This window comes from Pseudomarimonas arenosa, assembly GCF_014841215.1.
Taxonomy (GTDB): domain Bacteria; phylum Pseudomonadota; class Gammaproteobacteria; order Xanthomonadales; family Xanthomonadaceae; genus Pseudomarimonas; species Pseudomarimonas arenosa.
Genome location: NZ_JACYTR010000063.1, coordinates 1 through 21,103, shown reverse-complemented (window position 1 = coordinate 21,103; position 21,103 = coordinate 1). Strand labels below are relative to the sequence as shown.

The window sequence follows — 21,103 nt, the reverse complement described above, 5'->3', positions numbered from 1 at the left end:
TGGCGGGCCGTTCAGCCCTCACTGCGCTTGGACTTCCTGGGTCGTGCGCGGGTGTACGGCCAATTGGCAAGGTTCGGCGCTAGCGCAGCGGACAACTCACAGGCGTTCCAGGCGCCCTTTGCGGCGCACCAGGTTCTTGTAGTCCCACTGGATATCACGCGCCTTTCCGAGCCAACGCTGCAGGGTCTCAGCGTCGATCTGCTCGGGGCGGGTGTAGCGCGCCTCGGCTGCCTTGAAGCTGCCTTCCATAACCAGACCCGGCTCATCGAAGCCCTGGCCGCTCCAGAACAGCAGGCGCACACAGTGTTTCAACTTGCTGTAGCCGACCACCGGATTGCCGTCCAGGAACCACACCGGATGCGCGTGCCAGATCTTGTTGTCGGCCTCTGGCAGGTGTTGGTCGACCAGCTCGGCAAGCCGTGCGCAGATGGCATCATCGGGCGCGGCCAGGGCCTGGTTGTAGGTGCGCGTGTCGGGATGAATCACGGCGGCTCTCCTCAGCCTTCGCTCGGAAGTGGCGCGGCAATTCTGGCACGATGACCCCATCGCACCGCACCTGAGTCAGCGCCGCATGCCGCACGCACCCAGCTACTACGCCGCCAGCGCCCTCCCACAGCCGCAGCGGCCCGCCCTGCAGGGCACGCATCGGACGGATGTCTGCATCGTCGGCGCCGGCTACACCGGCGTGTCGGCGGCGCTGCATCTGGCCGAGGCGGGGTACAAGGTGCATGTGCTGGAAGCCGAGCAGGTCGGCTGGGGCGCCTCCGGGCGCAATGGCGGGCAGATCGTGCACAGCTTTTCGCGCGACATGGACACGATAGAGAGCACCTATGGGCCCGACGTTGCCAAGCCTCTGGGGGCAATGATCTTCGAGGGGGCGAAGATCATTCGCGAACGGGTATCACGCTACGGCATCCAGTGCGACCTCAAGTCTGGCGGAATCTATGCCGCGTACAACGCGCGCAAGACCAAACAGCTGCAGGAGCACCAGTCGCTATGGCAGCGTTGGGGCCATCCGGGCATGCAACTGATCGTTGGCGATGAGATCAAACACCATGTTCAGAGCGATCTGTATCACGCCATTCTGATAGATCCGACCGGCGGCCATATTCACCCGCTCAATCTGGCCCTGGGCCAGGCCACGGCACTGGAGTCGCTGGGCGGCGTGATTTCGGAGCACAGCCCTGTGATGCGGGTGGAGCGACCCGACAGCGAGGGCGGCAAATCGCGCGTGCATACGTCGGCCGGCACAGTGGAAGCCAACTTCGTGATTCTGGCCGGCAATGCCTATCTCGGCCAGCTGGAACCGGCGCTGGCGGCGAAATCGATGCCCTGCGGTACCCAGGTGATCGCCACCGAGCCGCTCGGCGAGCGCTGGAAGCAGGTGCTGCCCACTGACCACTGCGTCGAGGACAACAACTTCCTGCTCGATTACTACCGTCTCTCCGGCGACAAGCGTCTGATCTTTGGCGGCGGGGTGATCTATGGCGCCCGCGACCCGGCACGCATCGAACAACGGGTTCGACCGAGCCTGGAAAAGACCTTTCCACAGCTGCGTGGCGTCAAGATCGACTATGCCTGGACCGGCAATTTCCTGCTCACCCTATCGCGACTGCCGCAGGTCGGCCGGCTGCATCCCGGCATCTACTACTCGCAGGGTTGCTCCGGCCACGGCGTCACCTTCACCCACTTGATCGGTCGCGTGCTGGCCGAGGCGATTCGCGGACAAGCCGAGCGTTTCGATGCCTTCGCCCGGCTGCCGCACTATCCATTCCCCGGCGGACGTCTGCTGCGCGTACCGCTTACCGCGCTCGGTGCCGTCTGGTACGACCTGCGCGATCGCCTGGGGCTTTGATCGGGCCTGGGGCTTTGATCGGGCCTGGGGCTTTGATCGGGCAGTTCGGCGCCCTGCCCGCTCCTTGCCCCGCGCCTGCCGAAGGCGCGGGGCCAGCCCGACAAGCTATGACTACTTGGCCTGCGGCACCACCGCCAGGACTTCGATTGCCGCCGGCTCAGCCTCGCCTAGCGCGATGGCCTCAGACGGCGCCGATAGCCGACGGTAGGCGATGCGTCGCGTGCCGCCGTCGCAGCGCCCCACGTTGACCGCGCCATCGAGTTGATCGGGCGCAACGATTTCCAGCGAAAAATGACGCACCCCATTGGCCTCGATCTTGGCGGCGATTTCCTGCTTCAGCTCGGTACAGGCCTTGCGCTGCGGCTTACCGTTGCCGATGTCGGCTCCGGCCCTGGCCGAGCCGGCAACGGCAAAGGCAGCGCAGATCAGGAACAGGCTGGTCAAGCGGGTGATGCGAGTGGGGCTCATGATCGGGTCTCTCTGGCTGGGGATGGTCGGGCGCCGCCGCCGCCCGCCGCGTTCGCGGGGAGGGCTCCGCGCCGGCCGCGGCGGCGTCCGTGAGTACAGATTGCGCTGGCGATGCGGCGCGGCGGTGGGCGAATTCGGGCGAAAATCTGACCGTCACAGCCACGCTGCGGGCAGCGTCCATGCCATCGGGCCGGCACAGGCCTGCTACCATCGCCAGCGGTTTGACGGGGAATTCACATGAAGAAGTTAGGACTTTTTGCCGTGCTGCTGCTGTTGGCAGCGGCGATCTGGTGGTTGTCCAGCCAGGGCAAGTTCAGTAGCCAGAACGATCGGATGCTGCACTTCGTACCGGCCGACACACCCTATGTGATCGGCATGCTCGAGCCATTGCCCGAGGACGTCAGCCGCAGCTATCTGCAACTCGGTGAGGATCTGGTCGGCCTTTATGGGCAGCTGATGGAACCGCTGATTACCGAGCTGCGGCAGTCAGACAAGCCCGAAGATGCCAAATCGCTGGCGATCATCGAGGCCTTGAGCCGCGAGTTCGAAAACAAAACGCTGGCGCAATCGATTGAAGATCTTGGCCTGAGCCTGCGCAGCCACTCGGCGGTGTACGGCGTCGGCCTGGTGCCGGTGGCGCGTATCGAGTTGGCCAGCCCGGACAAGTTCCGCGCCTTCGTAGCGCGGATGGAGGCCGCTGCCGGCACTCCCATGCCAGTGGCTGACATCGACGGCACCGCGTACTGGAGGCTGCAACCGCCCGAAACCCCCTTGATGCTGGTCGCAGCCATCATCGACACGGATCTGGTGCTGACCCTGGCTCCGGGCGATGCCAATCGCACGGCACTGCGTGCGGTGCTGGGCCTGGATCGCCCGGCAGACAGTCTGGCTGCCAGCGGCGGTCTGCAGGCCCTGAACAACCAGTATGGCTTTGTGCCCTTCGCCAGCGGATTCATCGATAGCCAACGTCTGCTGCGGGCACTGACCGAGGGCAACGACCCGGTCGAGCAGGCCTTTCTGACAGCGCTGCAGATAGACAAGCCCGAGCTGAACCCGACGTGCAAGGCCGAGTTCGAGTCGATCGCAGAGGCCTGGCCGCGCCTGGTGGTGGGCTACACCCGCTACGATACCCGCGCCAACGACATGCTGTGGGTGCTGGAGACGCGCCAGGATATCGCCGACAGCCTGATGAAGCTGCGTGCACCGCTGCCGGGTGCCGGCGCTAGCAGCGAAAAGGCATTGATCAATATTGGCCTGGCACTGAAGCTCTCTGCTCTGCCCGGCGTGGTTGATGGCTTTGCCAACAAGGTGGCCCAATCGCCCTATCAATGCGAGCAGCTGGCCGCCCTTAACATGGCGTTTGCCGAAGGCCGCAAACAGATCAACAACCCCGGCCTGTACGGCGTGGCACCGATGGCCAATGCGATCCACATTCTGGTCGACAGCCTCGACCTGGGCGCAATGGCGCTGTCTGCAGAACAGCCCAAGGGCGAAATTCGGGTCGCGATCGGCTCCGACAACCCGTCCTCGCTGGTCGGCATGAGCAAGAGCTTCGTGCCGCAGCTGGCCGAGTTCAATCTGGCCGCCGATGGTCAGGCCGTGGCCCTGCCCGCCCTGCCCGGGATGCCGCCCGAACTCAGCCCGCAGATTGCCATGAGCAACAAGGCATTGGCGCTGAGCAGCCACGCCGCGGGCGCGGACACGCTAAGCCAACTGCTGAGCCTCGATGAGGCGCAGCAGCCGATTCTGCTGTTCGGCATGCGCTCAGCGGTATACGCGCAATTCGCCGATGCGGTGGAAAAGAGCTTCCGCGACTCGCTGGACAAGGCCGATGGACTGCAGCTCGAACAGGACGAGGCCCTGGCCGAGGATGCCGAGGCCGCCGCCGAAGCCGCCCAGCGCCGCGCTGACAAGCGCAAGCAAGGCGAGGCGATGCTGGAAATGCAGATGCGCTTGATGCGTGAGGTGTATCCAAAGCTGTTCTCGCGAATGGAGAGCCGCATCGAGTTCACCGCACGCGGCATCGAACTGCGCCAGCAAACCACCCTGCCGTAGCCACCGCACAGCGGCGCCGACGCATCGATGCTGCGCTCGTCGGCGCCTTGACAACAGCGCTATGATCAGCCGCGCGTGGTGCGACACAACTCAGAGGTAGGTCAATGCAAGGACCAGGCGGAACACCAGGGGGATTGGGCACGTTTCTGATCGGCTTCGTGCTGGCCGTGGCCGGCGGCTGGTTGCTGGTCAACCAGGTGCAGGTCGGTAGCTTCGGCGGCTGGCATCTGTGGGGGTTCAACTCCTTCGGCCTGTCGCTAATCCCGTTCATCGCCGGCGTCGGCCTGCTGTTCTTCAATGGCCGTTCAATAGCGGGCTGGCTGCTGCTGATCGCGGGATTGGCCATCATCGTCGCCGGCATCCTGATCAATCTGAACATCTACTTCAAGCCGACCAGCCTGTTCAATACGCTGATGATGCTGGGCATGCTGGCTGCCGGCGTCGGCCTGATGGCGCGCTCGTTCAGGGCTGCCGAGGCGTCACTGAAAGAAAATGCCGACTGATCGAGTCCTGCAACCAGGGAGATTCCCATGAGCCATGTGGTCGCTGATCTATCCGATGCCCATCCGCATTGCCCGGTGCTGCGTCCGGGTCTGCATGATTTCGGCGGTCATACGCGCTTCTTTGGCCCGATCAAGACAGTCAAGGTGTTCGAAGACAACGCCCTGGTCCGCGCCGAACTGGAGCAGCCGGGGCATGGCGCGGTACTGGTAGTCGACGGCGGCGGATCGTTGCGTTGTGCCCTGGTCGGCGGGCTGCTGGGTGAAATGGCGGTGCAGAACGGCTGGGCCGGCATCGTGGTAAATGGCTGCGTACGCGACGCAGTGGAACTGCGTGATCAGCCGCTGGGCGTGCGCGCCCTGGCCAGCCACCCGCGCAAGAGCGCCAAGGGGCTGCACGGCGGCGCCAGCAATCTGGTGCTGCACTTCCTCGATGCCAGTTTCATGCCCGGCCATTGGCTGTATGCCGACGAAGACGGCATCCTGCTCAGCACGCTACCGCTGCACGTCGGATAGACCCAACTCTGCCTCAAGCAGTTGCGGCAGCTGCTGGTTAAGGTGGCGCAGCACGTCTGGCGCCTCGTCGGCTGGCACGGCCTTGCCAAAGTAGAAGCCCTGCGCCAGGTCACACCCGGCACGCAGCAGCCATAGCGCCTGCGCCTGCGTCTCCACACCTTCGGCAATGACCCGAAAGCCCAATTCGTGCGCCATCACGATGATCGCCCGGCACAGACTGGCCGTGCGCGGGTCATCCGGCAGATGGCGAACGAAGCTGCGGTCGATCTTGAGAAAGTCGACCGCAAACTCCTGCAGATAAGCCAGCGAGGAATAGCCAGTGCCAAAGTCGTCGATCGAGATGGTCAGACCGACGTCGCGGATGCGCTGCAAGGTGCTGGAAACGTCACTTCCTCGTTCGAGCAGCAGGCCCTCGGTGATTTCGATTGACACCGCCGCCCCCGGCAAGCGCAGGCTGGCCAGAAGCTGCAGCCACTCCTCCAGATAGCTGGTCGGCGCACGAAACTGCGCAGGCGACTTGTTGATCGACAGGCGCATATCGGGATCGAGACTGCGGCGCCAGTGGGCCAGCTGGCGCACGCCCTGACGAAACACCCAATCGCCGATCGCCGCGATCAGGCCGGCCGACTCGGCCACCGGCACGAATTCGTTGGGACTGATCAGACCGCGCTCAGGATGGCGCCAGCGCAGCAGGGCTTCGACCTCCTGAGCCTTGGCCTGCTGCAGATCGACGATCGGTTGGTAACAGAGAAAGAACTGCTGCTCGGCCAATGCCGTGCGCAGCTCGAGACCAAGTCGAACCTTGTGTTCAGTGGCACGTTGCAGCTCGGGACTGAAATGGGCGTAGCGATTGCGCCCGAGATCCTTGGCCACATACAGGGCCTGATCGGCATGCTTGAACAGCTCGGACACACTATGCGCATCCTGCGGCAGGCGGCTGATGCCGATACTGGCCGAGACGAATGCCTCGTGGCCGGCAAACTCAAACTTCTGATCCAGCACAGCAACCAGCTGCGTGGCGATGCTGTCCACTGTTTCGATATCGACCACACCACGCAGCACCACGGTAAATTCGTCGCCGCCCAGCCGCGCGGCCTGATGCGGCGCGCTGATCAGGCTGTCAATGCGTCGCGCCGCCTCGATCAGCAACTGATCACCCAGATCGTGGCCGTAGGTGTCATTCACTTCCTTGAAGCCATCAAGGTCGATGAACAGCAGGCTCAGACCGCCCTGGACAGCGATACCTTCCTCGACCATCCGTTCCAGGGCGCGACGCAGGAAGTGCCGGTTCGGCAGGCCAGTGAGACCATCGAAGTTGGCCTGCCGCCAGACCCGGTCTTCGATCTCCTTGCGCGCGCTGATGTCGGTGTGGGTACCGACCATGCGCAACGGGCTACCGTCTCCGTCTCGACTCACCACCGCGCCCCGACTTAGCACCCACTTCCAGCTGCCGTCCTTGCAGCGGATTCGATGCTCATTCACATAGCTGTCGGTTTCGCCATGCCAATGGGCTTCACGATCAGCCTGCATGGCGGCCACATCGTCGGGATGGGTGAGACGATCGAACGAATCGGGGCTCGGCTCGATGTCTTCGGAGCTATAGCCGTACATGGCCAGAAGTCGTGGCGAGTAGTATTCGCGATGCTTCTGGATATGCCAGTCCCAGACGCCATCGCCGCTGGCCTCCAAGGCCAGTCGCAGGCGGTCTTCCTGCTCCTGCCTTAGCTGCTCAAGCTGCAGTTCCTCGCTGATATCAATCAGGCTGCCGCGAATCAGTCGACGATCGGTGGCCGGCAGGCAGAGCAGACGCACCTCACAGGTGAACTGCCTACCCTGATCGTCGAGATGGGTCCAACGAAACTGCGGCATTTCCCCGCCCAGGGCGCGGCCGATGTTCTCTCTTGCCGCCTCGGCCGACAAGCGACCATCGGGCTGCCGCTCGGGCGACAATTCGGCCGGCCCCAGGGTCAGTAGGCGCGCCCGCGAGCAAGCAAACAAGCGCTCGGCCTCCTGGTTCACCTCGACGAAGTGCCCGAGCTCAGGATCGAGCACGACGATCGCCTCCGGCGCATGTTCGATCAGGCTGCGATAGCGTTGCTCACTCTCCTGCAACTGTTGCCGGCTGCGCTCGCGCTCGGCATTCAGGCCAGCCACCAGCATGGCCACGGCAAACAGGGTGGTGACATAGGTCCACAAATGGATCAGCTCAGCCAAGGCCGCCTCAGCCGACAGGCTGGGACCGATGCGCGAAACCTCCAGCGCCTGCAGCAGAGACAACGCCAGGGCCAAGGCCAGGGCCGGCCAGAGCGAAAAGCGCAGCGACAGCCAAATCACCCCGGCCAACGGCAACAGATCGAAGGCCAGGGTGCGAACGCCACTGAGCAGAGGCAACAGCCCAACGATCAAGGCAAAGCCCACCGTTGCCAGCAACTCGGGCGCCCGCTCGGCATAGCGAGACCAATGCAGATCCTGGCGATGCAACAGCAGCAGCGGCAAGCCGCCGGCGAGCACGCCCACTGCATCGCCCAGCCACCAGCTGAGCCATGTACCCGACAGCTGCGGCGCCTGCACTGCTCCCGACAGGTAAAGCCCCAATGTGCCGCCGCTGGCGCTGATCAGCATGCAGCCCAGCGCCGCGCCGAACAGCAGCACCAGCAAGTCCCGCGCACTCGGTTGAGTGGTTGAGAATTGCCCTCGACGCAACACCCAGGCGGCGGCCAGCGGGGCCAGTGTATTGCTGACGGCAATTCCCAGCGAAACGCCCCAGTCCTGACTGAGCTTGTATTCCACCGCCAGCGCCGCAAGGTATACCGCCGGCCAATAGCCCAGGCCCCAGCGATACAGCGCGGCCACTGCGATGCCCGACGGCAGCCACAGCACGGTAACGTAGCCGGTGACCAGGGGCAGGGACAACCCAAGACGCGCGCAGCCGTAGTAGGCCAGCGCCAACAACAGCAAACGGTATGCGGGCAGCAGCCCGGTCACGGCAAATACGCCGGACAATCGCGCAGGGAGGGCAGATCGAAGCCTGCCATCGGATTAGGTCGATCTCATGCAGGTCACCTGGGAGCAGAGTACACGACCGCCTGCGCTGCGATGTGCAGGCACAGTCACAACTCATCTTCTGGATAGGATCGTAGCCGCCTGGCAGCCAACGGCAACCCGGTGATTGACCCTGACCTCAGTCGACGAAGGCGCGTTCGAACACGTAGTGCCCGGGCGTACCAATGCGCGGCGAAGCCTGCATGCCGGCCGCGTTCAGCTGCTGACGAAAATCCGCCAGCATCTGTGGGCTGCCGCAGATCATGGCCCGATCCAGGGCCGAGTCAAGGGCCGGCAAGCCGAGATCCTGCATCAGGCGTCCGCTGCCGAACAGGTCGGTCAGGCGGCCCTGATGCCGATGCGGCTCGCGGCTCACCGCGGGGTAGTACAGCAGCTTGCCGGCAACGATCTCGCCGAGGTAGGGATGGGCCGGCAACTCGCCTTCGATCAGGTCGCGGTAAGCCAGGTCCTGCACCTGACGCACGCCATGAGTGACAATGACCCGCTCGAAGCGCTGGTAGGTCTCCGGATCTTGAATGATCGACAGGAACGGAGCGAGGCCGGTGCCGGTGGCCAACAGATAGAGATTACGCCCGGGCAGCAGGTCGGAGATCAGCAGGGTACCGGTGGGCTTCTTGCTGACCAGCAGCGAATCGCCCGGCTGCACGTGCTGCAGGCGCGAGGTCAGCGCCCCGTCTGGCACCTTGATGCTGAAGAACTCGAGCTGTTCTTCCCAGTTGGCACTGGCGATCGAATAGGCGCGCAGCAGGGGCCGTCCCTCGACCCACAGGCCGAGCATGACGAACTGGCCGTTCTCGAAGCGCAGCCCTGGGTCACGGGTGGTGCGCAGGCTGAAGTAGTGTTCGGTCCAATGACGCACCGACAGCACCTTCTCGATTCGATACGGCTTGTTGGCAAGATCGGCCGGCACAGACTCGTCCTGCACCGGGGTGTGTTGATCAAACATAGCGGCTCTCGTCGATGGACGCCGATCAAAGTCGGCGACGACAGGGTCCCTGGCTGCAGCCAAATCTAGCGGCGAGCGGGGCGGTGAGGCTTGCGCAAGATCAAACCGGCCGCCGGCTGGGCGGCATAGTGTAGCGCCAGTCAGGAGCTGCGGATGAACCCAGACCAGACGCTAGCCGGGCCAGCGACGCGTTACCATCGGAGCACACCCTGGCGGAGCAAATCGATGCAATCGCAAGCCCATAGTGTAGGTTCACCGGTGTGGTTCGAACTGGCCACCAGCGATCAAACGGCAGCCAAGGCGTTCTACGGCCACGTGTTTGGCTGGCAGGCCGAGGATGTTCCGATGAGCGACCAGCCCGGCCTGTACACCCTGTTCAAGCTGGACGGCGACGAAGTGGCCGCCGCCTACAGCCTGATGCCCGATCAACTCGAGCAAGGCATTCCACCGACCTGGTACACCTATTTTCGGGTCGAGGATTGCGATGCCAGCGCCGCCCTGGCCGAGCGCCTCGGTGGTAGCGTGGTGGTGCCCCCGCTGGATGTGGAGGCCATGCTGCGCATCGCCGTTCTGCAGGATCCGGAAGGCGCCACCTTCTGCATTGCCCAGCTGAAATCGCATCCTGGGGTGGGTCGGATCCGTCAACCGGGCTGTATCACCTGGGTCGAGCTGGCTACCCGCGACCTGAGTCGGGCCGAAGCGTTTTATCGCGAACTGCTCGGTTGGCAACTCACCCAACATCCAGGTGCGCCGGCGCCGTACAAGATCGCGGCAACGGCCGATGGCCAGATCGGCGGCATGATGCAGATGACCGCCGACTGGGGCGACATGCCCAGCCATTGGTCGATCTACCTGCAGGTGACCGATGTCGACCAAACCCTGATCGAGGGCCAGCAGGCCGGCGGCGAGATCTGTGTGCCGGCCTTTGATGCGCCCGGCGTCGGGCGCATCGCGCGATTGAATGATCCAGCCGGCGCCGGCTTTTATCTGATCTCGTTTCCGGCCCAATAGGCCGGCCTGAAGCGCCACTGTCACCCGACCCGCCTGGCGAAACCGCAGGTTATGTGCCCGCCGACCGCTCGTTGTGCAGTCGGCGCTGCAGGGCTTGCGCCGCCTGCTCGGCATACCGGCGGCAGGCGCTGGCATCGATCAGCTCGCCCCGTGCATGGCGCTCGAACAGCTGCGACATTTCCGGATGGGTCGAGACCAGCAACTGGCAATCGAGCCCGGCTACCCGCTTAACTGACGCATTCACCGCCTCGATGGCGGCCGGATGATCGCTGAAACGATAGTCCGGCGCGCTGACCGCGCTGAGGCTGTCGGCATACACGATCGCCGTGCATTGCCGGTTGGCATCACAGGCCTGCCAACGCCAACTGATGCCACCCGGCGCATGGCCTGGCGTGTACTCGGCGATCAATTCAGTGTCGCCGAGGCGCAGCACCTCGCCGTCGGCGATACTACGTGTTGGGTGATCGGCGGGCAGGGCGGGAAAGGCGGCGTCTGTGCCGAACGCAGCCTGCGGATCGTCGGCCGGCGCCACGCCGGCGCGCAGGGTGGCCAAGCCCACCGGGCTGCTGACCACCGTCGCCCCACTCCATTCGGCCAGCGCAGCCAGACCACCGGCATGGTCAAAATGCGGATGCGAGTTCAGCAGATAGCGAATCTGCTGCGGCTCGAAACCGAGCTGGCGAATATGAGTGGCAATCTGCGCCGCCGATTGCGGCAAGCCGCCGTCGATCAGGATCAGTCCGTCGCTGGTGGCAATCAACACCGAACTGAGGCCGCGCGGCCCGACATACCAGGCATTCGGCGCCAACCGGAACGGCGCCTGCTCGGCATTCCAGCCGGCACATGCGCGGCACTCAAGATGGGCGTCAAAGCCGCGTCCCTCGGTGCCGGCGGCCGGTGCGCTGAGGGCCAGTGCCAGAGCAATGCCAGCCAACTGCTGGCGATGAAATGTCATGTTCATGAAGACTCCTTGCAGTGCGCCGCACAGCCTGCCCCCGAACCGGGGCGTGCCGAGGGCCGAATTCTGACCAAATCAGGCAGCAAGCCGAACCCTGCCCTCAAGCGCGCAAAGGACCTCAGGGCGAATGCCCTGCGTAGCCGCGCAGCGGCCGAATGAGGGCCGTGCCAGCGCCGAAAGATCGCGAACACTTTGTTATCTCAACACCATCGGTCGAAACTCTCGCCCCGCTTGGAATTGCCGGATCTTTCGGCGCGACCTCATGAAATATCCGGGCTAACCACCTTTCCGCTTCAGCCGCTCAGCCAGATCGGCAAACGGGTTGGAGGTGGCGGGCCGCGTCGGCTCGGACTCCAAGCCCATCGAGTTACCCAATTCGATTTGCCGCTGGTGCTCATTGTCGTGGCAATACAGGCACAACAGTTCCCAGTTGCTGCCGTCCGGCGGATTGTCGCCATGATTGTGATTGCGGTGATGCACGGTGAGTTCGTGCAGATTGGCGCGACTGAACTCGCGGCCGCAGCGACCGCAAACCCACGGATACAGCTTCAGCGCCTGCTCGCGATAGCCACGCTGGCGCTGCTCGGCATCCTTACGTGCTTGCGCAACAATGGCATCCAGGCGGCGTTCCTTTTGCTCGTCCATCAGCACCCTCCGTCACATCACCAAACGCCGAGTTCAGTACTGCGGCAACTGCTCGATGCCGCGTTCTCGCTTGGCCGCCGTCACCATCGCCTCGACATCGGCGAGCAAGGCCTTGGCGTCGTAAACGATGCCGTCCTTGATGGTATAGCGCACGCCGCCGACGCGTTCGATCTCGCCGTCTTCACGCAGGCGCGGGTGACCGGTGGCATAGAGGAGCTTGAGATTGGCCAGGGGATTTTCACCAATCACCAGCAGATCGGCCTTCTTGCCGATCTCGATACTGCCGATCTCGGTCTGGGCACCCAGGGCTTCGGCGCCGTGGAGAGTCGCGGCGCGAATCACTTCCAATGGATGAAAGCCGGCCTCGCGCAGCATCTCCAGCTCGTGGATGGTGCCAAAGCCGTAGACCTTGTAGATGTAGCCTGAATCCGAACCCACGGTCACCCGGCCACCGCGGTTCTTGTAGTCGTCGACGAAGGCCATCCAGCGCCGGTAGTTGTCGCGCCAGGCCAGCTCCTGCTCCAGTCCCCAGTCGAAGAAATAGCTGCCGTGGCTGATCTTGCTCGGTTTGAAGAAGGCCCAGAGCTGCGGCAGGGTGTAGCGCTGATGCCACTCGGCCTGACGCTCGCGCATCACATCGCGCGAGGCGGCGTAGATGTTGAAGGTGGGGTCCAGCGTGACGCCACGCTCCAGCAACTCCTTGATCACCGCCTCATAACGCTCGGTTCCACGCTCCGCTGCCTGCGCCCACAGTCTGCCGGCTTCGGTGAAACGTTGCTGCTCGTCGTAGTAGTTGTAGTCGGCCGGGTAGGCCTGCACCTGCCGATCATCAAACAGGGCCTCGGGCAGACCATACCAGTGCTCCAGCGTGGTCAGCCCCCAGCGCGCGGTGGTGAGCGCATTGACCCGGGCCACATCGAGCTGGGCGTGATGACACGCAATGCCCATGCCACGCTTGCCCAGCTCATCGAAGGCTGCCTGCAGCACATCCGGTCGATAGCCAAAACACTTCATTCCGACCGCGCCGCGCTGTTGCATTTCGGCCACCCATTCGCGCGCCTGCTTCGGCGTGGTCATTGGCTGCTCGCGGCCCTGACCGAAAAACACGTAGGGATATATGCGTGGAGCGGTGATCTGATTGGCGGCGCTGCGCTTCTGCTCCGACACACACCAGTCGATGCCATTGCCGCATCCGGGATCGCGTACTGCTGTGATGCCGTGGGCCAACCACAGCTTGTACACGTACTCAGCCGGCACCCCTTGCTCATCACCACCGATATGGCCGTGCAGATCGATCAGCCCGGGCAGCACGTAGTGACCAGAAAGATCGCGCACTTCGCTGTCTGTGCTGACTGTCTGGCGCGCATCGGGACTGCGCAGGGCGGCAATCCGATCCCCCTCCACTACCAGATCCACCGGGCCAAAGGCGGGCGCACCGGTGCCATTGATCACCACGACGTTTTGCAGGATCAGCCGTTGAAACGGGCCCGCGCCTTCCCCGCGTGGCGGTGCCGCTTCAATGGCGGCCTGACTCACAGTTCCTGCAAACAACAGCCAAGCGGCGCACAATGAGTGCTGCCATGCGCACAGTCTCCGTTTCAGCACCTTGGATTCCTCGCAGCCGGATGATCGGGCTGCTCAGCATAGTGGGTTTGCTCAGCGCCGTGCTCGGCGCTGACGCAGCGGAAACCTACACCGTGTATCGCTGCGTCAGCGCGGACGGTGCGGTGACCCTGCAGGATCAGCCCTGTCCAGCCGACAGCGACAGTGAAGAGCGGCGTTTTCGCGATCAGGGCGGCACCGCCGCGCCGGTCGCCGCTGTTCCGCCTGTGCCCGCCGACCCGACAACAAGCCCCCCGGTGTCGCCGGTGGCAGCGCCCAGACCGCCGCCAGCGCGCTGGCGCTGCGTCGATATCGATGGTCAGGCGCGGGTCAGCGATCGCAACGACCCGCGGGGGCGCTGGGTGCCGGCCTGGACACTGGGGATCAGCAGCGAACCCGCCGGATTGGCCGGACGCGCCGGTCGCGCACCGCCACAGCTGCCCAGCCAGCCGCCGCCGGCCGAGGTGGCGGCCGCTCGACAACGCGCCCAGGCCCAGGTCTATGTCGAGGATCGCTGCCGGCCGATGAGCCTGGCCGAGACCTGCCAGCATCTGCGCGAGCAGCTGGAGGAGACCCGGCGCCGGCGCTTCAATCAGCAGCCCAGCGGCCGCGCCGAAAGCGACGTGCTGATCGAACAGTTGCAGTCAGAACTAGCCGGTTGCTGAGCACTGCCCCAGGCCTAAAAGCCAAAGCTCTGGAACCCGCCATCGACCGCCAACAGCTGGCCACTGATGTAGCTGGCCGCCGGCAGGCAGAGGAACACCGCGGCGCTGGCCACTTCTTCAGGTTCGCCGATCCGTCCCAGCGGGGTACGCCCGATCACCTCCTCGTAGTAATCAGGGTCGGCCAGCAATTCAGAGGTACGCCGAGTGCGGATATACCAGGGCAGCAGAGCATTGACCCGAATCCCGTCGTCCGCCCATTCGCAGGCCAGATTGCGGGTCATCTGATGGATGGCCGCCTTGCTCATGCCGTACAGCACGCCGGTGCGCACGTGGATGGCGCCGGACACCGAGCCGATATTGACGATCGCTGAACTCGGGTGTTGTGAGAGCAGCGGGTGCGCACGGCGACACAGGTCAAGGGCGCTGAACACATTCAGTTCGAACAGGGTCTGCCAGTCGGCTGGGCGGATGTCCAACGCCGGCATCGGTGTATTGCCGCCGACATTGTTGATCAGCAGATGCAGATCGCCGCCAAGATCATTGAGCCAGTCGAACACCTCGGCACGCTGCTCGCCATTGGCGAGGTCGGCGGCCAGTTCGAACACCCGGCCCTGCGGATACGCCTCGCGTAGCTCATCGGCGAAGTCGGCCAGCGCATCCTCATCGCGGGCCACCAGACAGACCTCGGCACCGAGCTCAAGCAACTGCTCGGCGATCGCCGCGCCGATCCCGGTGCTGGCGCCGCTGATCAAGGCACGCTGCCCGTCCAGACGCCATCGTGTGAGTGGATTCATTGCCGTTCCTGTCCTTGGCTACGCCCTCATGATCCAGGAGCCGGGCGCTGGCTGTCGACTCCTCAGTCAACCCAAACTGCGCAGTCCGCACTCAGCACTTCGAGGCCGCCTATGCCAAACTGAACATCCGGATCAATACGAATACCCAAGGAAACCTCTCCGTGAGCAAGCCAGTTACGCCCGCATTGCCACTGCCCGCTAGTCGCCATGGCCTGCCCATCGGCCTCCTCCTGCTGGCTTCGGCAGCCCTGCTGCCTGGTTGCCAGCAGGCCGAACCTCCGGCTAGCGCAGCCAGCCAGAAGGAGGCGAAACAAGACGCTAAGCACGACGATCTGCAGAAGATAATCGAGGAACCGCAGGATCGTGCACGCGCGGTCGAGCAACAGCTTCGCGACAACGTGAAAAAGACCGATCGGGCGCTCGACGAGCAGGAGAAATCGGACGGCAGCGGCTCCTGAGCGCGCCACTGCGATTCGCGGCGGCCTGCTACGCAAGCACAGATCGCCGGCCGGGAACTTCAGCTCATCTCCGCCGGTCTTGAGCCGCCTGTAACTTCGAGTCCTCGCACGTGCACATCCGCCTCGGATTGGGACACTGGCGCCTACTGCTGGCCTTGCTGGTGGCGGTATCGCATCTTTGGTCATTCATGCTGCCGGGCCCCGCCGCCTACGCGGTATGGGGCTTCTTCGTGCTCAGCGGTTTTCTGATGTGCCTGGTCCTGCAGGAGAAGTACGGCTTCGGTCGGCAAGGGCTGCTGCGCTACGGGCTACAGCGTTTTCTGCGGATTTTCCCCAGCTTCTGGCTGGCCTCATTATTGGGTGCAGTGGCGCTGATCTGGGTGGCGCATGCCTCCAACCACGATCCACGCGCATTGAATCCCGGCTTCGGCCTGCCGCAGTCGCTGCCGGAATGGGGCTTTCTGGCCACCTTGCTGCCGGTGTTTCCGCGTTGGAATGGGCCGGTACCGGTGGCCAATGCGCTATCGATCGAAGTCGGCTTTTACCTGCTGATGCCATTGATGGCCGCGCGGCGCTGGCTGGCCTGGATCGGCCTGCTGGCGGGTAGCGCCTGGGCGGCGAGCTACGGTTTTTCGGTGGCGAGCTTCGCCGACCGCTACGCGCTGTTCTGGCCCTGCGCGCCGGCCTTCGCCCTGGGCGCACTGCTTTGCCACTATCGACAGCAACTGGTCCGCTGGGCGCGTCCCGAGCTCAGCGTCACCGTTTGGCTGCTGCATAGCGCGTTCTGGCTGCTCGGTCGCAGCTGGCCATGGAGTTTCGGCCTGTATGTCAGCGCTCTGCTCTCGGCCTGGGTGGTGATCTCGCTGTACTCAACCGAGCATCGCCCGTGGCCCGGCGATCGCCTGGCCGGCGAGCTGTCCTATCCGATCTACCTGCTGCACACCACCGCCGGTGCCGTGTTGCTGCCCTGGTTTGGCACGGCGCGCTCGGCACTGTTCGCGGTACTGGCCTTGCTGCTGACCCTGCTGGCTTCCTGGGCCATGGTGCTGTTGCTGGAGCGGCCCATTTCGAACTGGAAGCGAGCATTGCCGGCGCCCGCTGCCGACCCTGCGGCCCATAGGCCTTCGCAAGGTCGATGGTCCTGGCTCAAGCGCGTCTGGACCTGAGATCTGCCCAGATCATCATCATTGAATTCAACCGATTCGATGTGCGACCCAAGGCGGCAGGTCAAGACGCCCTGGCCCGCTATCGCCCCGCCCACCGCAACGCTATGTGGTGGGGGAATTGAAACCGTGGCGATGCGATGCTGGCAGACCCGCGCAGGCGGTGCGCCGAGGCGCACCCTTTGAGGGCAGCTCCCCACTTTTTGCGCTGCTTGTTGGGCTGCGCTTCCAAACACTGCAGCTTGCTGAACACCAGGTTGCGTGCCGAACGCTCGGTGTACGAGCTGTGCCAGTGTTTCTCGCCGGCACAGGGATGTGCTGGCGAAAAACCCGGCCCCCACGTGCGGACCTGGAGGGCAGGAGCCCGGAAGGCGCATTCACTGGGTGGTTTCTTTGGGCCATCCTTTCTTTACAGCGGGCGTCCTGCCCGCTGCCCTACGGGAGGCCTGACGGCCTACGGCCTCGCTCCTGCTCGGCTCGTGGCAGCAAAGAAAGGTGGCTCGGGCCGCCCGTAGGGCGGAGCGAAACGCTGTCGATCTGGATCCTGTTCTTCGTTCTTGCTTCCAGCAAACGATGGAAATTGTTAATGGCTTTCTGGGGAGGCTCCAGGTCAAGACCCGCCGACTTCAATCGATCAACGTTATTCTTCCGCTGGCTCGCAGCGGTAGATCATGCGCTGGAAAGCGGGGGGCTCAGACCCGCCCCCGTGCAGCCAAAGTCAAACCACTGGTTAAAGCCCGCAGAAGCAGTGCGCCACCGCCCGCACCGGGCCCTTGCCCTGCTCCTGCTGCAACCAGCGCAGCATCGGCTTGAGGTCGGCGGCACTGCCCTGGTCGGCCAGCAGACTTAACATGCCACTACCCTGAAGCCATGCAGCAGCACGCGATTGCTGGCCCATCTCGCTGAGAAACTGCTGGAACGGGGTCAGCTCACCCTCGATGTAGCTCAGCTGGTACTTGTCCTGCTCCAGCTTGGCCAGCTCGGCGGCGTGATCGATGGCATCCTGAAAATTGCCCAGGCGATCAATCAATCCACGCTCCAGTGCCTGCGCGCCGGTCCAGACCCGACCGCGAGCCACTTCATCGACCGCGTCGAATTCCAGTTCGCGCGCGTTGGCGGCCTTCTGGATGAAGTCGCGATAGGTGTTCTCGATCGAACTCTGAATGATATTGCCGACCATCGGTTTCAGCGGCCGACGCGGATCCAGCGCCCCAGCCAGCTCGGTGGTGCCGGCGCCATCCACGTGCAGGCCGAGCTTGGCCAGAGTGTCGGGCACGGTGAAGAACAGTCCCACCACGCCGATCGAGCCGGTGATCGTGCTGGGGTCGGCAATTACCTGATCGGAGGCCATCGATACCCAGTAACCACCCGACGCAGCAACATCACCCATCGACACCACCACCGGTTTGCCAGCTTCGCGTGCCAGGGCCAATTGATGACGAATCTGCTCCGAAGCAAAGGCACTGCCACCGGGCGAGTTGACCCGCAGCACGATGGCCTTGACCTCGTCATTCTCCCGCGCGCGGGCGATCAGGTCGGAGGTCGAGCGGCCACCGATGGTGCCCGGCGGCTGTTCGCCGTCGAGGATCTCGCCCTCGGCCACCACCACCGCGATCTGCGGCCGCGTATCGAATGGGAACTGCTCGAGCTTGAGGAAGTTGAGGTATTGCTCCATACCGACCGCACGCAGGTCGCCCTCATCGGCAGTACCACGTTCGATCAGCAGTGCTTCCACTTCGTTCTCGTGCAGCAGCTTGTCGACCAGCCGCGCCTCCAGCGCCAGGGCGGCGAAATCACCATTGACCGCTGCCAGCCGCTGGTCGAGTTGGTCGATGCCGGCCTGCAGGTCGGCGCTGTCGAGCTTGCGCGACTCAGCCACCTCGCTGAGGTAGCGCTGCCAGACATCGCCCATCCAGTACAGATCGGCCTGCAGCGCTTCCGGGCTGGGCGAATCACGGGTGTACGGCTCGCCATAGGACTTGAACTCACCGACCCGGAACAGGTGCACATTGGCGCCGAGTTTGTCCTCGATCGCCTCGCGGAAATAGGTGCGATAGCGAGCCAGACCTTCCAGCAACACCGCACCTTCGGGATTGAGATAGATCTCATCGGCCTGGGCGGCCAGATAGTACTGGCGTTGCTCCATGAAATCGGCAAACACCACCACCTGCTTGCCGGCGGCGCGGAATCGCTGCAGCGCCTCGGCCACCTCGCGCAGCGAGGCAAAGCCACCGCCGAGCAGGCCTTCCGGCCGGATCAACAGGCGATTGATGCGCTGGTCCTTGGCCGCGGCGTCGATCGCCCGGCGCAGATCGCGTACCTGTACCTCCAGCTTGCCGTCGCCGGTCAGCTTGCCCAGCGCGCGCTGCATCGGGTCAGTGGAGAACTGTTCGACCAGAAAGCCCTGTGGCGCCAGCACCAGGGTGGTGTTCTCTTCCAGCACCGGGGTATCGCCGAACATCGCAGCGATCAACAGCACCAGAATGAAGAGGAACACCAGATTGAAGATCAGCCGGCGGGTGAAATTCAGCGCATCCCAGAGTCCGCGCATCCAGCGCCAGAGAAAAAACGTGTTCTTGTCAGCCATTGCACTACCCAAAGAAAACGAAAGGCCCGATCGGTGACCGGGTCAAGCCACGCATGGCGCAGCAGGCGCGCAGGATAACCCGAGCGCCCACTGATCAGCAGTCGGGCGCGAATGCGCAGTGACCCACCAGGCCATCATGCCGCCTGCAGCATGGCGCGGCCTGTGCCATTGGAGCTAGCCCGGTCAAACGCCGGTCAGGCTCAAGTATCGTATGCCGAGTTTCAGCCACCCAGCGCCGCCGATGCCCAGCTCAACGCCCCGCCCCAGCCACTGCCAGAACTGCGGCGCCGACATGTACGGCGATCACTGCTGGCAATGCGGCCAACCGGTCAAGGGTCTGGTGCGGCATTTCAGCTCGATCATAGGCGATTTCCTGGACAGCGTATTCGACCTCGATGCGCGCGTGCCACGCACCCTCGGCCCGCTGATGTTCAAGCCCGGATATCTCAGCCTGCAGTACTTTCAGGGCCACCGGGTGCGCTACGTCAGCCCGGTACGACTGTTCGTCTTCCTGTGCATCATTAGCTTCTTCCTGCTCAAGTTCAGCTTCGACGCCGATCTCAGCAACAAGAGCGACATCGCCAGCGCCACAACGGTGGCCGAAGCCGAAGCGGTACGCGATCGGCAGTCTGCGGCGCTGCGCGCGACCTTGGAGCGAATGAAGCCGGAACAACCGGGTCGCACTCAAGTGGAGCGGGCCCTACAGCGCACCGAACGCGAAGCCGAGCAGCGCATCGCCTGGCTCAAGCAGCGTGACCTCGCGCTCAGCAATGGCCTACCGGTGCCTCCCGAGCCGACCGACAAGCCTGATATCCGTTTCGGCGATCAGCCCTGGCACCCGACCGACAACCCGCTGCGCTTCGAGGCAATGCCCGACGGGTTCAACGACATGATCAATCGCTGGGTTGGCCGCGGGCAGCAGAACATCGAGCGCATCCAGCAGGATCCGGGGCTACTGAAGGACGCCTTCCTGGAAAATCTGCCACAGACCTTCATTGTTCTGCTGCCGCTGTTTGCCCTGTTGTTGAAGCTGACCTATGTGTTCAAGCGTCGGCTGTATATGGAGCACTTGATCGTGGCCCTGCACGGCCACGCCTTCCTCTGCGTGGCGGTGCTGGCGCTGGCCGGGCTGGAGGCACTGGCGCGTGCTGCTGGCGAATCCAGCGCGGTGGCTGCGCTGTGCCGCTTCCTCGAAGTGCTGCTGTGGATCTGGATGCCGGTCTACCTGTGGCTGAGCCAGAAACGGGTGTACGGGCAGGGCTGGTTGATGACCAGCCTGAAGTTCGGCTTCGTCGGCATGTGCTATCTGCTGCTGCTCGCCATCGGCGTCAGCGCCAGCATTCTGATCAGCGTGGTGACCTTATGAGCGGCGAAGTGGTTTACGAGGTCAATCTGCAGGTTGCGCCCGCCATTGCGGCGGACTACCGGAAGTGGCTGGCCGAGCATGTGCGCGAAATACTTGCCTTGCCCGGCTTCATCAGCGCGGAGATTCTCAGCGTCGAAGCGGATGCCGAGAGCGGGTCCGACTGGCAATGCTGGAGCGTGTGCTATCGGCTGCACGACCGGCGAGCCTTGCAGCAGTACTTCGAGCAGCACGCCGCGCGCCTGCGCGCCGCTGGCGTGGAGCGGTTCGGCAGCCAGTTCCGCGCTAGCCGGCGCATCCTGCATCGCGAGCCACTGAGCGTGCCTGAGGCCTAGCAGGCCGCTGAAATACCCATCGGTTTTCTGAACTCTGCCCTCCCTGGCGGCTCGCCGTCAGTGGAGGTCTACCCTATCGCCCCGGGCCAGTGGGGCCTCAGAGTAGGTCGAAATCCGCT

At 64.1% G+C, this 21,103-nt stretch carries 19 protein-coding genes; 10 read left to right on the top strand and 9 right to left on the bottom strand.

Features of this window, described 5'->3' with window-relative positions:
- Positions 1-96: 96 nt before the first annotated feature.
- Positions 97-486 (bottom strand): DUF1801 domain-containing protein, encoded by a 390-nt coding sequence (locus IFO71_RS18605; RefSeq protein WP_332309415.1) that lies wholly within the window; start codon positions 484-486, stop codon positions 97-99.
- Between the two features lie 85 nt (positions 487-571).
- Between IFO71_RS18605 and IFO71_RS18600 the strand changes: the two genes are divergently transcribed.
- The gene (locus tag IFO71_RS18600) at positions 572-1,855 is read left to right on the top strand and encodes an NAD(P)/FAD-dependent oxidoreductase (protein WP_192031182.1); all 1,284 of its coding nucleotides are present in this window, start codon (positions 572-574) and stop codon (positions 1,853-1,855) included.
- A gap of 111 nt (positions 1,856-1,966) precedes the next feature.
- Here IFO71_RS18600 and IFO71_RS18595 read toward each other — a convergent pair whose 3' ends face one another.
- Positions 1,967-2,323, bottom strand: a complete 357-nt coding sequence (locus tag IFO71_RS18595) for a DUF1161 domain-containing protein (protein ID WP_192031181.1) — start codon at positions 2,321-2,323, stop codon at positions 1,967-1,969.
- A gap of 237 nt (positions 2,324-2,560) precedes the next feature.
- Here IFO71_RS18595 and IFO71_RS18590 point away from each other — a divergent pair, with 237 nt between their 5' ends.
- The 3 genes from IFO71_RS18590 to rraA all read left to right on the top strand — a co-directional run bounded on the left by IFO71_RS18590 (position 2,561) and on the right by rraA (position 5,394).
- The gene (locus IFO71_RS18590) at positions 2,561-4,378 is read left to right on the top strand and encodes a hypothetical protein (protein WP_192031180.1); all 1,818 of its coding nucleotides are present in this window, start codon (positions 2,561-2,563) and stop codon (positions 4,376-4,378) included.
- A gap of 134 nt (positions 4,379-4,512) precedes the next feature.
- Positions 4,513-4,881, top strand: coding sequence for a hypothetical protein (locus IFO71_RS18585; RefSeq protein ID WP_225444780.1), 369 nt, complete (start codon positions 4,513-4,515; stop codon positions 4,879-4,881).
- 27 nt (positions 4,882-4,908) lie between these two features.
- Complete coding sequence (rraA, locus tag IFO71_RS18580) at positions 4,909-5,394, top strand: ribonuclease E activity regulator RraA (RefSeq protein ID WP_192031178.1); 486 nt, start codon at positions 4,909-4,911, stop codon at positions 5,392-5,394.
- On the opposite strand, the gene IFO71_RS18575 is transcribed toward rraA, so the two are convergent.
- The gene (locus IFO71_RS18575) at positions 5,374-8,379 is read right to left on the bottom strand and encodes an EAL domain-containing protein (RefSeq protein ID WP_192031177.1); all 3,006 of its coding nucleotides are present in this window, start codon (positions 8,377-8,379) and stop codon (positions 5,374-5,376) included. The genes rraA and IFO71_RS18575 overlap by 21 nt on opposite strands.
- A 196-nt stretch (positions 8,380-8,575) precedes the next feature.
- Positions 8,576-9,325 (bottom strand): ferredoxin--NADP reductase, encoded by a 750-nt coding sequence (locus IFO71_RS18570; RefSeq protein ID WP_332309416.1) that lies wholly within the window; start codon positions 9,323-9,325, stop codon positions 8,576-8,578.
- Positions 9,326-9,628: 303 nt separating this feature from the next.
- On the opposite strand from IFO71_RS18570, the gene IFO71_RS18565 reads away from it, so the two are divergent.
- A complete protein-coding gene (locus IFO71_RS18565; RefSeq protein WP_192031175.1) occupies positions 9,629-10,414 on the top strand; it encodes a VOC family protein in 786 nt (261 codons plus the stop codon).
- A gap of 49 nt (positions 10,415-10,463) precedes the next feature.
- Here IFO71_RS18565 and bla read toward each other — a convergent pair whose 3' ends face one another.
- The 3 genes from bla to IFO71_RS18550 all read right to left on the bottom strand — a co-directional run bounded on the left by bla (position 10,464) and on the right by IFO71_RS18550 (position 13,553).
- Complete coding sequence (gene bla / locus IFO71_RS18560; protein ID WP_192031174.1) at positions 10,464-11,375, bottom strand: subclass B3 metallo-beta-lactamase; 912 nt, start codon at positions 11,373-11,375, stop codon at positions 10,464-10,466.
- Positions 11,376-11,648: 273 nt separating this feature from the next.
- Positions 11,649-12,017, bottom strand: a complete 369-nt coding sequence (locus IFO71_RS18555) for a YajD family HNH nuclease (RefSeq protein ID WP_192031173.1) — start codon at positions 12,015-12,017, stop codon at positions 11,649-11,651.
- Positions 12,018-12,050: 33 nt separating this feature from the next.
- A complete protein-coding gene (locus IFO71_RS18550) occupies positions 12,051-13,553 on the bottom strand; it encodes an amidohydrolase family protein (protein WP_332309414.1) in 1,503 nt (500 codons plus the stop codon).
- Between the two features lie 44 nt (positions 13,554-13,597).
- Here IFO71_RS18550 and IFO71_RS18545 point away from each other — a divergent pair, with 44 nt between their 5' ends.
- Complete coding sequence (locus IFO71_RS18545; protein ID WP_192031171.1) at positions 13,598-14,284, top strand: DUF4124 domain-containing protein; 687 nt, start codon at positions 13,598-13,600, stop codon at positions 14,282-14,284.
- Between the two features lie 14 nt (positions 14,285-14,298).
- Here the strand turns inward: IFO71_RS18545 and IFO71_RS18540 are convergent, their stop codons facing one another.
- Positions 14,299-15,078 carry an SDR family oxidoreductase gene (locus IFO71_RS18540; protein WP_192031170.1) on the bottom strand — a complete coding sequence of 260 codons (780 nt, stop codon included), beginning with the start codon at positions 15,076-15,078 and terminating at the stop codon, positions 14,299-14,301.
- A 161-nt stretch (positions 15,079-15,239) separates the two neighbouring features.
- On the opposite strand from IFO71_RS18540, the gene IFO71_RS18535 reads away from it, so the two are divergent.
- Positions 15,240-15,536: a hypothetical protein gene (locus IFO71_RS18535; protein WP_192031169.1), complete on the top strand. Its 297-nt coding sequence runs from the start codon at positions 15,240-15,242 to the stop codon at positions 15,534-15,536.
- Positions 15,537-15,646: 110 nt separating this feature from the next.
- Positions 15,647-16,702 (top strand): acyltransferase family protein, encoded by a 1,056-nt coding sequence (locus tag IFO71_RS18530; RefSeq protein ID WP_192031168.1) that lies wholly within the window; start codon positions 15,647-15,649, stop codon positions 16,700-16,702.
- A 727-nt stretch (positions 16,703-17,429) separates the two neighbouring features.
- Here IFO71_RS18530 and sppA read toward each other — a convergent pair.
- On the bottom strand, positions 17,430-19,286 hold the full coding sequence (sppA, locus tag IFO71_RS18525) for a signal peptide peptidase SppA (RefSeq protein ID WP_192031167.1): 1,857 nt from the start codon (positions 19,284-19,286) through the stop codon (positions 17,430-17,432).
- A gap of 211 nt (positions 19,287-19,497) precedes the next feature.
- Between sppA and IFO71_RS18520 the strand changes: the two genes are divergently transcribed.
- Both IFO71_RS18520 and IFO71_RS18515 read left to right on the top strand, forming a co-directional pair.
- Entirely contained in the window at positions 19,498-20,652 is a 1,155-nt protein-coding gene (locus IFO71_RS18520) for a DUF3667 domain-containing protein (protein ID WP_192031166.1), read from the top strand.
- On the top strand, positions 20,649-20,984 hold the full coding sequence (locus IFO71_RS18515) for a DUF4286 family protein (protein ID WP_192031165.1): 336 nt from the start codon (positions 20,649-20,651) through the stop codon (positions 20,982-20,984). Before IFO71_RS18520 ends, IFO71_RS18515 begins: the two co-directional genes overlap by 4 nt.
- Positions 20,985-21,103: the final 119 nt, after the last annotated feature.

Coding starts and splice junctions, on each gene's coding strand:
- IFO71_RS18590 (WP_192031180.1), top strand. CDS start 2,561: ATGAAGAAGTTAGGACTTTTTGCCGTGCTGCTGCTGTTGGCAGCGGCG.
- sppA (WP_192031167.1), bottom strand. CDS start 19,286: ATGGCTGACAAGAACACGTTTTTTCTCTGGCGCTGGATGCGCGGACTC.
- IFO71_RS18520 (WP_192031166.1), top strand. CDS start 19,498: ATGCCGAGTTTCAGCCACCCAGCGCCGCCGATGCCCAGCTCAACGCCC.
- IFO71_RS18515 (WP_192031165.1), top strand. CDS start 20,649: ATGAGCGGCGAAGTGGTTTACGAGGTCAATCTGCAGGTTGCGCCCGCC.
- bla (WP_192031174.1), bottom strand. CDS start 11,375: ATGAACATGACATTTCATCGCCAGCAGTTGGCTGGCATTGCTCTGGCA.
- IFO71_RS18600 (WP_192031182.1), top strand. CDS start 572: ATGCCGCACGCACCCAGCTACTACGCCGCCAGCGCCCTCCCACAGCCG.
- rraA (WP_192031178.1), top strand. CDS start 4,909: ATGAGCCATGTGGTCGCTGATCTATCCGATGCCCATCCGCATTGCCCG.
- IFO71_RS18540 (WP_192031170.1), bottom strand. CDS start 15,078: ATGAATCCACTCACACGATGGCGTCTGGACGGGCAGCGTGCCTTGATC.
- IFO71_RS18555 (WP_192031173.1), bottom strand. CDS start 12,017: ATGGACGAGCAAAAGGAACGCCGCCTGGATGCCATTGTTGCGCAAGCA.
- IFO71_RS18545 (WP_192031171.1), top strand. CDS start 13,598: ATGCGCACAGTCTCCGTTTCAGCACCTTGGATTCCTCGCAGCCGGATG.
- IFO71_RS18595 (WP_192031181.1), bottom strand. CDS start 2,323: ATGAGCCCCACTCGCATCACCCGCTTGACCAGCCTGTTCCTGATCTGC.
- IFO71_RS18565 (WP_192031175.1), top strand. CDS start 9,629: ATGCAATCGCAAGCCCATAGTGTAGGTTCACCGGTGTGGTTCGAACTG.